This is a genomic window from Nonomuraea sp. B12E4 (assembly GCF_039871825.1).
In the GTDB taxonomy this organism is placed as follows: domain Bacteria; phylum Actinomycetota; class Actinomycetes; order Streptosporangiales; family Streptosporangiaceae; genus Nonomuraea.
The window spans coordinates 830,506-843,397 of the sequence record NZ_JBDPME010000001.1; the positions used below are offsets into that span (position 1 = coordinate 830,506).

Genomic DNA, 12,892 nt, shown 5'->3' on the forward strand with positions numbered 1-12,892 from the left:
ACCCTTGGGGAGGAAGGGGGAGTCTCTCGGCAGGGAGGCGACATTGAGAAACGAGTCGGACGGCCAGCGGGCGGACCGCAACTTCGTGGAGTTGCTGCAGGGCGCCAGGGTGGCGGTCACCGGGGTGCAGGTGCTGTTCGCGTTCCTGCTGACCGTGCCGTTCTCCCCGGGCTTCTCCCGCCTGGACCTGACGGACCGGTGGCTGTTCTACGTGGCGCTGGTCAGCGCCGCGATCGCGTCGATCTGCTACATCGCGCCGACCGCGCAGCACCGCGTGCTGTTCCGGCAGGGCCGCAAGGAGACCCTGGTGCGCCGCTCCAACTCCTACGGCCTCCTCGGCGCGCTCGCCCTGGCCGTGTCGATGACGACGGCGACCATGCTCGTGATCGACTACCTGTTCCACGCCACGCTGGCGGTCGTCACCGCGGGCGTGCTCGCCGCCCTGGCCCTGTGGACGTGGTTCGGCCAGGCGGCGCTGAGCCGCTCGGACGATCAGCCGCCCGCGGACTCCACGGACCCGCCGGGCTCCTCCGACTCCTCCGACTCCTCCGATTCCTCGGCCGGGAGCGCCGTGCCGTCGCCGGCGAGTGAGGGCGGCACCCCCGAGTAGGCCGCCACGCGGGCACGGCCCGGGTCGGCCCGAACGTCGCCAGCCCCTGGCGCGGACCGGCGACGGTGCTGTCGGACCTGGCGCCCGGCTTCGGGGCCTTGGCCGTGATCAAATAGCGGTCGATCAGCCCGTGGGCCGAGAGACGTGCTGCCTGGTGGCCGGGAGACTCAAATCAGCTGATCCATCGCACGGGCTGCCCGGTCATGCGGGCGATCGTCTCGAAGTCGCTGTCGGCGTGCAACACGGTGAGTTTGTGATGCCGAGCCGTTGTCGCCATGAGAAGATCCACCGGAGAGGCGCTTTGGTGCCACCCTTTGTCGGCGAGTTCGCGCTGCAACTCGCCCGTCTCGTGCCAAGCCGAATCAGGGATCACGTAGTACGGGAAGGTTTCCTGGAGGAGATTCCCGGCTTCGTAGAAGGCCGGCCGACCGCCGACGGCTCGGAGATACTCCTGCCTGACGGGCTCGCATATACCGACGAGTCCGGCAGCGACGATCTGATCCCATTCCGCGCCGACCTGACCACGGTAGAAGCGGACCAGGGCGCTGGTGTCGATGAGATAGAGCTCCGTCACACCACGTCCTGGTGTGAGGCGTTGTCCTTGTCGATGACGGAGAAGTCGATCTCACCCGCTGCGACCATCGCGCGCATGCGGGCGACGGCCGCAGCCCGCCGACGTCGATCGATGATCTCTCGCAGGGCGGCGTTGACCGTGTCTTTCTTGGATGAGGTGCCGAGCAGCCTCGCGGCCTCGGCCAGAGCCTCGTCATCCAGGTCGATCAGGGTCTTGGTCACGGCGTCGCTCCTATATATACGATCTCAGATAAGTATATCAAGGACTGTGGCCCCATGCCCTGCGGATTGCAGGGTCACCTCCCAGGTCGGATGCCCGCGGAACTCGACGACGCGACCCTCATCGAGCGGTCGCTGCGCGAGCCCGAGACCTTCGCCGTGCTGTTCGACCGGCACGCGCCGCTGCTGCACCGCTACGTGACCAGGCGGCTGGGCCCGAGCGAGGCCGAGGACGTGGTGGCAGACACGTTCCTGGCCGCCTTCCAGCAACGGGGCGGCTATGACGGCGGCCACCCCGACGCCCGCCCGTGGCTGTACGGCATCGCCTCCAACCTGATCGGCAAGCGGCGGCGCACCGAGGCGGCCCTCTACCGCGCCTACCTCCGCAGCGGCGTGCACCCGGCGGAGATACCGGGCCCGCAGGTCGAGGACGGGCTCAACACCCTGGCGGTCAACCGGCCGCTGGCGCGGGCACTGCTGAGGCTCAAACGGGCCGATCGCGACGTGCTGCTCCTCGTCGCCTGGGCCGAGCTCAGCTACCAGGAGGTCGCCGACGCGCTCGCCATCCCGCCGGGCACCGTCGCCTCGCGGCTCAACCGGGCCCGTGCCCAGATCCGTCAAGCGCTGGAAAGAGGAGAATGACGATGGACCCCTTGAAGGCCATGTGGGATACCGTTCCGCCGGCCGAGCCGGGCGACCTCGCCGGAGCCAGGCGGCGGCTGCTCGACGGGATGCGCGCCCGCCCGGACGCCGGCACCGCCCGCCGGCATGGCGTCACCGTGCCCCGCCCCGGCGCCGGCACCGCCCGTCGGCGCGTCGTCACCGTGCCCCGGCTGGTGGTCGCGGCCGGTGTCGTGGCGGCGGCGGGCGTCGCGTCGGCGGTCGTCACACCCGGGACGCCCGCGTACGCGGTGGGCGAGAACCCCGACGGCACGATCACCGTGACCATCAACGAACTACGCGACCCCGAAGGGCTGGAGGCCGATCTGGGCGCGGTCGGCGTCAAGGCCGACGTGACCTTCCTGGCGCCGCACACGCGGTGCGAGGGCCCCCGATTCGCCAGCGTGGACGGTGCCTACGACGGGCCGCCCTTCGACTCGCCGGAAGAGCTGAGGCGGGCCCGCGAGGGCTGGCGTTCGGCCAAGGCCACCGGGCCGCTCTCCATCCGGACGATCGGGATCCACCCGGAGCACATCGAGCCGGACGAGACGCTCGTCCTGGAGTTCCGCGACAATCAGAACCCGGCCGTGCCCTGGAGGCTCGGCGCCTTCCTGGCCCGGGCGGGCGCGCCCGTGCGGCCGTGCACGCCCGTCGCGGACGCGAATTGAGGGACGGTCCTGCCCGGCGGCCGGCCGGACGGGGTCGCTCGCGTATGTTCGAGGGCGTGAGCGATCAAGAGAGGATTCCGGTCGCGCGGGCCGCCGCCGCCGCCGGGGCGCTGTTCTCCGACGAACGCGGCCGGGTGATGATCGTCCGGCCCACCTACAAGCCCGAGCTGGACATCCCGGGCGGGCTCGTCGAGCCGGGGGAGACGCCGCACCAGGCGTGTGTGCGTGAGGTGGAGGAGGAGCTGGGCATCCGGCCGCCCATCGGCCGGTTGCTCGTGGTGGACTGGGCGCCGCGCCCGCTGCGGGGGGACAGGGTGCTGTTCGTATTCGACGGCGGCGTCCTCGACGCCGGGACGCTCGGGCGGATCAGGTTCGCCGACCATGAGATCGGCGCGTACGAGTTCCGTCGCGTCGAGGAGTTGGACGGGCTGCTGATCGAGCGGCTCGCCCGCCGGGTGAAGGCCGCCGCCGGCGCCCGCGACTCAGGGGAGACGGTCTACCTGGAGCACGGCCTGCCCCTTCCCATCGCGGGGACGAACGGCCGGCACCGGTAGCCGCCTCACCCGGGGCCGGAGGATCGGGCGGACACCTCGTCGGCCAGTCGGTCGAGGGAGCGGTCGAGCAGGCCGCGCACCTCGTCCGCCCGCGCTCCCGTGTCGGGCTCGTCGAGCAGAGAGATGTGCACCGTCACCTCGCTCGTCCCGCCGGCCGCGTCCGACACCTGCAGCCAGCCCGCGTAACCGGGGTGGTCCCGGCCGCCCCACTCGACCCGGAGCTGGTCCGGCGAGGCACGGAACAGGCCCTCGTGCCGCCCGCTTCCGGGGATCAGCTCGCCCCCGGCCTCGAGCGTGCCCGGGCCGCTGTCGTGCACCGACAGGCCCTGCGGCAGCCACCGGTCCATGATCTCCACATCGGATGCGATGCCGTACACGATCGTGCTGTCCGCCGGCATTCCGCGCGTCGCTTCGAACTCCGCCATCACACCCCCCGATCTCCCGCTGCCCGCACTACCCGGGTGATCTGCTCGCAAACTGGAGCCGGAGCGTCGGAGTCTCCCGCTACGGTGGCGGTTGTCGTAGGTCGTAGGGCGAGGGGAGCGAGGAGATGGCGGAGCTGCCGCGCGTGCCGCCGGAGATGTTCCGGTTCACCACCACCGAGCGGGCAGATCTGCACACCGCGGTCCTCTATGCCTTCGGTGAGGCCAACGAGCGGCTGGAGACGGCGCTGACCGTCGAGGAGGTGCGCGAGCGGCTGCGCGTGGTCGGGTGGTACGCGCCGGTCGGCGAGCAGGACCTGGCCGGCACGCTCAAGCAGCTCGTCGGGTGGGAGCTGCTCGACGTGATCTTCAACCACGCCGGCAGCTTCGCCACCGCCGAGGAGTACGAGCGGAAGAACCTGCAATATTCGCTGACCAAACGGGGCGAGGCGGCCTTCGCCGGGGTGCAGCACGCGATGGGCATGCTGGCCTCGGCCGGGGCGCTGCAGACCGCGGTGCTCGACGCGATCGCCGACCGGCTGGGCGAGCTGGAGGGGCTGCTGCGCGACCCCGACCCCGGGCGCAACCGGCGGATCTTCACCAGCCTGCAGGAGCTGGAGGGGCATCTCGACGGGCTGCGCAACAACACCAAGCAGTTCAACGGCGAGCTGCAGCGGCTGCTGCGCGTCGAGGGCACCGACCTGACCACCTTCCACGAGGTCAAGGCGGCCACGGTGGCCTATCTGCAGGAGTTCGTGACCAACCTGGAGCAGCGGGGCGACACCATCGCGGCCGCGCTGAGCGGGGTGGCCGGGCACGGGGTGAGCGTGCTGCACGCGCGGGCGCTCGACGGGGCCGACCTGCCCAAGGTGCCCGGCGCCGATCACGCCACCCCCTGGCTCGCCGCGCGGGCGGCCCGCTGGGAGGGGTTGCTGCTCTGGTTCGCCCCCGAGGAGGGAGGAGTGCCGCGGGTGCGGCAGCTGCACGACGTGGCGCGGCGTGCCATCGTGTCGTTGCTGCAGGTGCTCGACCGGATCACCGACTCGCGCCGCCGCTCCTCCAGCGCCGCCGCCGACTTCCGTACGCTGGCCCGGTGGTTCGCCACCGCGCCCGGCGAGGACGACGCGCACCGGCTGTGGGACGCCGCTTTCGGGCTCGGGCCCGCCCGGCACGCGCATCTCGGGCACGCCGACGCCGAGCTCATCCCGGCCGGGGTGCCGTGGGCGGAGGCCGAGCCGGTCGCGGTGTCGGCGCTGCTGCGCTCCCGGGGCCGCACCGAGCGGATGGGACGCACGGGGAAGGTCCGCGACGTGGTGGCGCTGCGCGCCGAGCGCCGGGCCCGCGCCGAGAAGGAACGCGCTGAGCTGGAGGCGGCCTGGGCGGCGCTGGCCACCACCGGGGCCACGCGGCTGTCGCAGTTCGGCGAGCTCGATCACGAGGCGTTCGGGCGGCTGCTCGACCTGCTCGGGCGGGCGCTGGCCGAGCGCCCCGACACGATCGGGTTCCGCCGGGCCGTCACCTCGGACGGGCGGGTGGAGATCGTGCTGAGGCCTCCCGACGACGGCGCGGTGGCGGTGCTGCGCACCTCGGAGGGGTGGTTCCGGGGGCCCGACTACCTGATCGACGTGCGCATGCTCGGCACCGCGCGCGAGGAGGCGGCGGGCGCATGAGCAGTCTCGCCAACCAGCTCGTCAAGGCCGAGAAGGAGGAGATCGCGCGGGCGATCAGGACCCTGCTCGGGCAGCCGCTCGTCTCCCTGCACGACGACCCCGCCGCCTTCGACGTGATCAGGAAACGGCGGCAGCCGCTGACGCAGTGGTTCGACTACTTCTGTGGCTGGCGGCTGGTGGTGGAGCCGCGCCAGGGCTACGCCCGGCTGGTCAAGATCAGGTCCGAGCCGGTCGCCACCCGGCCCGCCCGGCGCCGCCGCACGACCAGGGCTCCGTTCGACCGCCGCCGGTACACGTTGTTGTGCCTGTGCGCGGCCGAGCTGCTCACCTCGCCGGTCACCACGATCGGCATGCTGGCCCGGCGCGTGGTCCAGGCGGCCGCGGTGGAGGCCGGGGTGCCCGGGTTCGACCCGGTGCGGGCGGACGAGCGGGCGGCCTTCGTCGACGCGCTCAAGCTGCTCGAACATTACGGCGCGGTCACCGCCATGGACGGCGCCACCGACTCCTACCTCGCCGACGAGGACGCCAAGGTGCTCTACCGGGTGGACACCACCCGTGTGATCCGCCTGCTCGCCGCCCCGGTGCCCCCGTCCCGGCTCGCCGCCGCGACCGATCCGGCGGATCCGGCCGGTCCCGGGCTGCTCGCCGCGCTCACCGTGGAGGCCCGTTACGGCGGTGACGAGCCGACCGAGACCCAGCGCAACCTGTGGGCCCGGCACTCCCTCATCCGCCGCCTGCTGGACGAGCCCGTGGTCTACCGTGACGAGCTGACCCCGGCCCAGGCCGCCTACGCCGCCTCGCTCACCGGTCGCCAGATCATCCGGCGGGCCGCCGAGGAGGCCGGGTTCGTGCTCGAAGAGCGCGCCGAGGGGTTCCTGCTCATCGACGCCGAGGCCACCGCCACGGACACCAGGTTCCCCGACGACGGCAGCCACGCCAAGGTGGCCGCGCTGCTCCTGCTCGACCTGCTCGTCTCCGCCGGGCCCGTGACCGCCGCCCGGCTCGACGCCGAGGCGGCCGAGCTGCTGCGCCGGTTCCCGCAGTGGGCCAAGGCATACCAATCGGACGGCGGCGGGCCGCGGCTGGCGGCCGACGCGCTGGAGGTGCTCGCGTTGTTCGGGCTGGCCCGCCGCACGGGTGACCAGGTCGCCGCCCTGCCCGCCGCGGCCCGCTACCGGGTCGAGCGCGGCACGGCAGTCGAGGAGGATTGATGACCGTTACCGAGCTGTCCCTCACCCGCGCCGTCCAGGGGATGGACCAGCGCTGGACGCCCGTACGCGCGGGGATCCTGAACGTGTGGCGCTACTACGACGAGGTGTTCGAGTTCCACCGGGGCAGGCTGCTGCTGCGCGGCCCCAACGGCAGCGGCAAGTCCAAGGTCCTGGAGCTGCTCCTGCCGTTCGTGCTCGACGCCAGCCTCAAGCCCAGCAGGCTGTCCACGTTCGGCGGCACCGAGCGCACCATGCACTGGAACCTGATGGGCGACGGCGCCACCGGCACCACCCGGGTCGGATACGTGTGGCTGGAGTTCCGGCACGCCGACGGCCGCTGGTTCACCTGCGGTGCCCGGCTCCAGGCCACCATCCACACCAGGAGCGTCACGGCCGCCTACTTCACCACCGAATGCCGCGTGGACACCTCCGACGGCATCCGGCTCAGCGGCGACGGCGGCCAGCCGCTGACCAAGGCCCAGCTCATCGACGAGATCGGCACGTCCGGCAAGGTGCACGAGTCGGCCGAGGCCTACCGCACCGTCGTACGCCAGACGCTCTACCGGGCGCTCAATGAGCAGCGCTACGACTCGCTCCTGACCGCCCTGCGCCAGCTCCGCACCCCCAAGCTGTCCGAGCGGCTCGACCCCGGGCTGCTGTCCGACCTGCTGTCCAGCGCCCTGCCGCCGCTCGGCGAAGGCGAGATCCACGAGATCGCCGAGGGTTTCGAACGCCTCGACCGGCAGCGCGAGGAGCTGCGCCTGCTCGACCGCGACGTGGAGGAGGCCGACCGGCTCGCCAACCGGCAGCGCGGCTACGCCCAACGCGTCCTGCGGGCCGCCGCCGCGGCCGTGACGTCCGCCGGATACGCCATGGACTCGCTGGCCGCCGAGGCCAAGGCCAAGCGGGAGGCGCTCAAGGAGGCCGACCAGGAGCTTGAGACGGCCGCCGTACGGCTGGCCGAGGAGGAGGCTCGGGAGCTGGCCCTGGCCGCGCAGATCGACGGGCTCAAGGAGAGCGAGGCCTACCGGGCCGGCGGCGAGCTGCACCGGCTCCGCACCGAGGCCGCCGCCGCCCACGAGGGGGCCGCCCGGCTGCGCGACCAGGCCGGGATCGCGGCCCGCTCGGCCGCCGCCAAGCAGGAGCTGTCCGCCCACGCCGCCGCGGAAGCCCGCACGTCCGAGCGCCTCGCCGACCGCGCCAGGACCGAGGCCCGCCAGGCGGCCGAACGCGCCGGGCTGCTCGGCGTGCACGAGGAGAGCGAGCGCGCCACCGCCGAGCCGGACCCGGTCCCGGGCACGGCCGAGAGCGGGAGGGACGCGGGCGGGCGTGACAGCGGGGAGAGTGTGCACCGGGCTCGGGAGTTGTTGCGGGCCGCCGTCATCAGCCGCGCCGCCCAGATCCGGGAGGTCAGGGCCGGGGCGGTGGCGCACGACGAGGCGATCAACCGCCGCACCTCCGCCGAGCAGGACCGCGACCGCGCCCGCGACGACCTCGCCGTCGCCCAGACCGTCCACGACCAGGCCGAGCGCATCAGGGACGAGCAGGCCCAGAACCTGTCGGCGGCCCTGGCGGAGTGGGCCGCCGGGTGCGTCCGGCTCCGGTTCGACCCGGAGGAGCTGGCGGGTGCGGTGGACCGGTTCGAGGAGGCCGACGAGCTGGTGGGCAACGCCCGCACGGCCGCCGCCGTCGAGCTGGCCGCCCGGGAGCAGCACCTGACCGGACTGCGCGAGCGCCTGCTGGCCGAGCGCGCCGAGCTGGCCGGCGAACGCGAGGGACTGGGCGACCAGACCCCGCTCGAACCGCCCGCCCCGCACACCCGAGCCCCCGCGGCCAGGCAGGACCGCCCGGGCGCTCCGCTGTGGCGGGCGGTGGGGTTCAGGTCCGGGCTCGACCCCGTCGCCCAGGCCGGGGTGGAGGCCGCGCTCGAAGCCGCCGGGCTGCTGGACCTGTGGCTGCGCCCGGACGGCGGGTTCGACCCGGGCGAGCACGACGCGTTCGCCGTGGCCGCGCTGGCCAGGCCCGCGCCCGGCTACAGCCTGGCCCACGTGCTGTTCACGGAGGCGGACTCGCCGGTCGACGCCGAGGCGGTGCTCTCCGGGATCGCCTTCGCGCCCTCCGCGATCGGCGTCGACCACCCCGCGGCCGTCGGCGCCGACGGCACCTGGCGGCTCGGCCCCGCCGCGGGCCGCTGGGTCAAGCCCGAGCCCTCCTACATCGGCGCCACCGCCCGCGAACGCGCCAGGCGGCGCCGCATCGCCGAGCTGGACGACCAGCTCGGCGAGCTGGCGGGCCGCATCGCCGAGTGCGACCACCTGCTCGCCGGCGTCGCGGGCGACCGCGACACGCTGGCCGCCGAGCTGCGGCGCAGGCCCGACAGGAAGCCGTACGCCGACGCGATGCGGGCGCTCGACACCGCGGTGAAGCGGGTGGCCCTGCTCGAAGACCAGCTCAGCGTGTGCGAGCAGCGGCTGCACGAGCGGGAGCAGGAGGTCGGCCGGTCGCTGCGGCGGCTCACCGAGCTCGCGGCCACCCACGCCCTGCCCACCGCGCACGCCGCCCTGGACAACCTGGAGGAGGCGCTGCGCACCGCCGAGACGACCGGCACCGTCTGGCACGACCGCCGCGCCGACACCCGGGCCGCCGCGGAGCGCGCCGGGCACGCCGCCGAGACCGCCCGCGAATACCAGGAGCTCGCCGTCTCGGGCGTCGAACGCGCCGAGGAGGCCGCGTCCGCCGCCGTCGTGCTCGCCGAGAAGCTGGCCGCCGTCGAGTCCACGGTCGGCGTCGAGCACCTGCGCGTCCTCGAACAACTTCAGCAGGTCCAGACCTCCTACCAGACCTGCCGCCGCCTGATCAAGTCGGTCAACGACGGCCTGGCCCGGCTCAACGCCCGGCTCGGCCGGCTCAAGGGCGAGCTCGGCATCGCCGAGGACCGGCACGCGGAGGCGGGGCGGGTGCGCGACGAGGTGTCCGACCGGTTCCGCCGCCTGGCGGCCGGGCACCTGCCGGTCGACGCCCGGGTCACCGTGGGGCTCCCCGCCGGCGCCGGGGTGCGGGCCGTGCTGGAGTCGGCCAGGGCCGTCGCCGAGCGGCTGTCGGCGGTGCCGTACGAGCACAAGAACGTCAGGGAGGCCGAGGCGCGGCTGCAGGACGCCTTCCACCACGCCAGGGAGATCCTGGCCGACCGGGCGGACCTGGAGCTGGCGCCCGAGGAGGACGTGCAGGTGCTGACCGCCACCGTCAACGGCGTTCGGGCGGGGGCGGCGGCGCTCAGCGCGGCGCTGCGGAAAGAGTGCGACGACCGGCGTTCGGACATCACGGAGGCGGAGCGGGACCTGTTCGACCGGACCTTGGCGGGGGACACGCGGCGGCATCTGGCCGACCGGATCAGGCAGGCGACGGCGCTGGTGGAAGGCATGAACCAGCGGCTCGAACGGGTCCGCACCGCCTCCCGGGTGGCGGTGCGGCTGGTGTGGCAGGTGGACGCCGCCCAGTCGCCGGGCACCCGCGCGGCCCGCGACCTGCTACTGCGCGACCCGGCCGGGCTGAGCGCCGAGGACAAGGAGGCCCTGTACGTCTTCTTCCGGGACCGGGTGGAGGAGGCCCGCGCCGACAACTCCTCCGCGAGCTGGGAGGACCAGCTCATGAAGGTGCTCGACTACACGGCCTGGCACCGGTTCACGGTCAAGCTGGACCGGGGGGACGGGCAGGGGTGGCAGGACCTCACCAGGAAGCTGCACGGGGCGCTGTCGGGCGGGGAGAAGGCGATCGCGCTGCACCTGCCCCTGTTCGCCGCCGTGGCCGCGCACTACCAGACCGATCCGGGGTGCCCGCGGTTCATCCTGCTGGACGAGGTGTTCGTGGGGGTGGACAAGACCAACCGGGGGCAGGTGTTCGACCTGCTGGTGAACCTGGGGCTGGATCTCGTGCTGACGTCGGACCACGAATGGTGCGAATATCGGGAGCTGGACGGGATCGCGATCCACCAGCTCATCACGGGCGACGGGGACGACGCGGTGACGACGGCGCGGTTCGTGTGGAACGGCTACCGAACGGTCCCGGCCGAATGACCGCACCAGAGCCGCCGCGGGTTCCCGAGCGGTTGCGGGCGGCGGGTCTACGGCCGGTGTGGCGGGCGCTGCATGAGCGGCTGTCCTCGGGACGCCAGGTCAGCCGGGTCCGGGTGAGCGGCCTGGGGGCCGAGGAGCAGGCCGCGGTCGCCGACCTGCTCGGGCTCGACCGTTACCCCGGGCCGGCGGTCACGCTCGACGTGGCCCGGCTCGAAAGGGCACTCGGCGGGCTCGACGTGCGTACCGCCACCGAGCAGATCGCCGGGCCGCTCGACGACCGTCGGCGCAGACGGGCGGAGCGGCAGGTCGAGCGCCAGGAGCTGGCCGACTGGTTCGCCTCCCACCCGGTGGTCGTGGCCGAGCCCGCGCTGCTGGCGCTGTCCGCCGCGCGGGCGGGGCGCGACCTGCTCGGGCAGGCTCTGGCGGTGCTCGCCGCGCTGCCCGCCGCAGGACGCCCGCTGGCGGCGCTGGCGGCAGGCGTCACCGGCGACCCGCACGCCCTCGACGACGGCACCCGGCTGTCGTCGCTGGTCATGAAGGCCCTGTCGGTGCTCTACGACGTGCCCGCCCCGGAGGGGGCGCAGGCGCGCCGGGCTCTGTGGGAGCGGGCGGGGGTGGCCTGTGACGCCCTGTCCACGACCGTGCTGACCGCCGGATTACGACCGGCGGGGGACGCGGCGCTGGCCCGGGTGCTGCGCGTCTGGGACGGCCGGCCGAGCGTGATCACGCTCGCGCAACTCCAGGAGGTGACAGAGCTGCGCCTGCCCGAGCCCGACGTCTGGGTGGTGGAGAACCCGACCATGCTGGCGCTCGCCTGGCAGCGGTACGCCGCCGCCTGCCCGCCCGTGGTGTGCACCTCCGGCTGGCCGAACAGCGCCGCGATCCGCCTGCTCCGCTCGCTGCCCGGCACCCGGCTGCGCTACCACGGGGACTTCGACGGGGAGGGCCTGCGGATCGCCGCCTACACGATGGCCAAGACAGGCGCCGAGCCGTGGCGCATGTCCGCCGCCGACTACCTGCGCGCCCTCGGCGAACGAGCCGCCACCCGCGGGCCGGAGGCGGGGCGGGTGAGCGACGCGCCGTGGGATCCGGAGCTCGGTCCGGCCATGCGATCACGCGGGCTGGCAGTCCCGGAGGAACTGGTCGCGGAGCGGCTGCTCGACGACCTGGCGTGACGGGGAAGGTCACGCTCGTTCGCCTCGGTGGTCCCGGAGGGCGCCCGGCTCGCGCCCAGGCGTGCCGCCGACACCTACGGCTGGGACCCGGGGGCCTCTGCCTGAGCCCGCCGGTTCCTGAGCGCGCCGGCCCAGGGCGGGTCGGCGCCCGGGACGGCGCAGGTCAGCGCCGCCACCTCGGCGGCGAACTCCGCCGCCGCCACCGCCGTCGCGAGGTCCAGCCCGTCCAGTCGCCCGCCGAGGAGGCCCTTCGAGCCGAGGTCGTGCAGCAGGCCCGCCGTGAACGCGTCACCCGCGCCGACCGTGTCCACGACCTCGGCCTCCGGCGCCCGCACGGTGTCCCGCTCGCCGTCCAGGGACACCAGCGCGCCGTCCGCGCCCCTGGTGATGACGACCAGGCGGGCGCCGGCGGCGTGCCAGGTGTCGCAGGCGCTCTCCATCGGCACCCCGGGCAGCAGGAACGCCAGGTCATCGGTGCTGAGCCGGAGGATGTCGGCCCACTCGCACCACCGGGCCACCTGGTAGTCGTCGGCGGCGGCGAGGCTGGGGCGGACATTGGGGTCGACCGAGATCGTGGCGTGCCCGGCGGCGGACCGGGCGAACCGCTCCACCGCCGCCCGCCCCGGCGGCCTGACCAGTGCCAGCGAGCCGGTGTGCAGGCAGGAGACCGGGCCGAGCCGCCCCGGGTCCAGCTCCTGCGGGGTCCACTGCCAGTCGGCGGTGCCCTCGGCGTAGAAGGTGTACTCGGCCTGGCCCCGGGCGTCGAGCGCGGCCACGGCCAGCGTGCTGGGCTCGCCGGCCGTGACGGAGGCCGTCAGGTCCACGCCCGAGGCGGTGAGGTGGTCGCGGAACAGCGCGCCGAACACGTCGCCGGAGACGCGGCCCAGGAAGCGGGTGGGCGTGCCCAGCCGGGCCAGCGCCACCGCCGTGTTCGCCGGCCCGCCGCCGGGCAGCACCCGCAACTCCAGCCCCGCCGCCCCGTCGCGGCTCGGGCCGGGGTGCCGCTCGGTGAAGCCGTCGGCGACGCACTCGCCCAGGACAGCGATCATCGAACCTG

At 74.0% G+C, this 12,892-nt stretch carries 12 protein-coding genes; 8 read left to right on the forward strand and 4 right to left on the reverse strand.

Annotated elements, in window-relative coordinates; genetic code table 11:
• Positions 1 to 43 precede the first annotated feature (43 nt).
• A complete protein-coding gene (locus ABGB18_RS03845; protein ID WP_347693901.1) occupies positions 44 to 610 on the forward strand; it encodes a DUF6328 family protein in 567 nt (188 codons plus the stop codon).
• Positions 611 to 782: 172 nt separating this feature from the next.
• Here the strand turns inward: ABGB18_RS03845 and ABGB18_RS03850 are convergent, their stop codons facing one another.
• Entirely contained in the window at positions 783 to 1,184 is a 402-nt protein-coding gene (locus tag ABGB18_RS03850) for a PIN domain nuclease (protein WP_347693902.1), read from the reverse strand.
• Complete coding sequence (locus ABGB18_RS03855; RefSeq protein ID WP_347693903.1) at positions 1,181 to 1,405, reverse strand: type II toxin-antitoxin system VapB family antitoxin; 225 nt, start codon at positions 1,403 to 1,405, stop codon at positions 1,181 to 1,183. Before ABGB18_RS03855 ends, ABGB18_RS03850 begins: the two co-directional genes overlap by 4 nt.
• A 90-nt stretch (positions 1,406 to 1,495) precedes the next feature.
• Here ABGB18_RS03855 and ABGB18_RS03860 point away from each other — a divergent pair, with 90 nt between their 5' ends.
• The 3 genes from ABGB18_RS03860 to ABGB18_RS03870 are packed head-to-tail and all read left to right on the forward strand — an operon-like array spanning position 1,496 to position 3,284.
• The gene (locus tag ABGB18_RS03860) at positions 1,496 to 2,044 is read left to right on the forward strand and encodes an RNA polymerase sigma factor (RefSeq protein WP_347693904.1); all 549 of its coding nucleotides are present in this window, start codon (positions 1,496 to 1,498) and stop codon (positions 2,042 to 2,044) included.
• Between the two features lie 2 nt (positions 2,045 to 2,046).
• The gene (locus ABGB18_RS03865; RefSeq protein WP_347693905.1) at positions 2,047 to 2,730 is read left to right on the forward strand and encodes a hypothetical protein; all 684 of its coding nucleotides are present in this window, start codon (positions 2,047 to 2,049) and stop codon (positions 2,728 to 2,730) included.
• Positions 2,731 to 2,786: 56 nt separating this feature from the next.
• Entirely contained in the window at positions 2,787 to 3,284 is a 498-nt protein-coding gene (locus ABGB18_RS03870; RefSeq protein ID WP_347693906.1) for an NUDIX hydrolase, read from the forward strand.
• A gap of 5 nt (positions 3,285 to 3,289) precedes the next feature.
• Here ABGB18_RS03870 and ABGB18_RS03875 read toward each other — a convergent pair whose 3' ends face one another.
• Positions 3,290 to 3,709: an SRPBCC family protein gene (locus ABGB18_RS03875; protein ID WP_347693907.1), complete on the reverse strand. Its 420-nt coding sequence runs from the start codon at positions 3,707 to 3,709 to the stop codon at positions 3,290 to 3,292.
• Between the two features lie 125 nt (positions 3,710 to 3,834).
• Between ABGB18_RS03875 and ABGB18_RS03880 the strand changes: the two genes are divergently transcribed.
• Genes ABGB18_RS03880 through ABGB18_RS03895 form a run of 4 tightly spaced genes read left to right on the forward strand, consistent with a single transcriptional unit; the run spans position 3,835 to position 11,835 of the window.
• Positions 3,835 to 5,376, forward strand: coding sequence for a TIGR02677 family protein (locus ABGB18_RS03880; RefSeq protein ID WP_347693908.1), 1,542 nt, complete (start codon positions 3,835 to 3,837; stop codon positions 5,374 to 5,376).
• Positions 5,373 to 6,587 carry a TIGR02678 family protein gene (locus tag ABGB18_RS03885; RefSeq protein ID WP_347693909.1) on the forward strand — a complete coding sequence of 405 codons (1,215 nt, stop codon included), beginning with the start codon at positions 5,373 to 5,375 and terminating at the stop codon, positions 6,585 to 6,587. Before ABGB18_RS03880 ends, ABGB18_RS03885 begins: the two co-directional genes overlap by 4 nt.
• Positions 6,587 to 10,660 carry a TIGR02680 family protein gene (locus tag ABGB18_RS03890; protein WP_347693910.1) on the forward strand — a complete coding sequence of 1,358 codons (4,074 nt, stop codon included), beginning with the start codon at positions 6,587 to 6,589 and terminating at the stop codon, positions 10,658 to 10,660. Before ABGB18_RS03885 ends, ABGB18_RS03890 begins: the two co-directional genes overlap by 1 nt.
• Positions 10,657 to 11,835 (forward strand): TIGR02679 family protein, encoded by a 1,179-nt coding sequence (locus ABGB18_RS03895; protein ID WP_347693911.1) that lies wholly within the window; start codon positions 10,657 to 10,659, stop codon positions 11,833 to 11,835. The genes ABGB18_RS03890 and ABGB18_RS03895 overlap by 4 nt, the downstream gene beginning before the upstream one ends.
• A 74-nt stretch (positions 11,836 to 11,909) precedes the next feature.
• Here the strand turns inward: ABGB18_RS03895 and ABGB18_RS03900 are convergent, their stop codons facing one another.
• The gene (locus ABGB18_RS03900; RefSeq protein WP_347693912.1) at positions 11,910 to 12,884 is read right to left on the reverse strand and encodes a carbohydrate kinase; all 975 of its coding nucleotides are present in this window, start codon (positions 12,882 to 12,884) and stop codon (positions 11,910 to 11,912) included.
• Positions 12,885 to 12,892 lie beyond the last annotated feature (8 nt).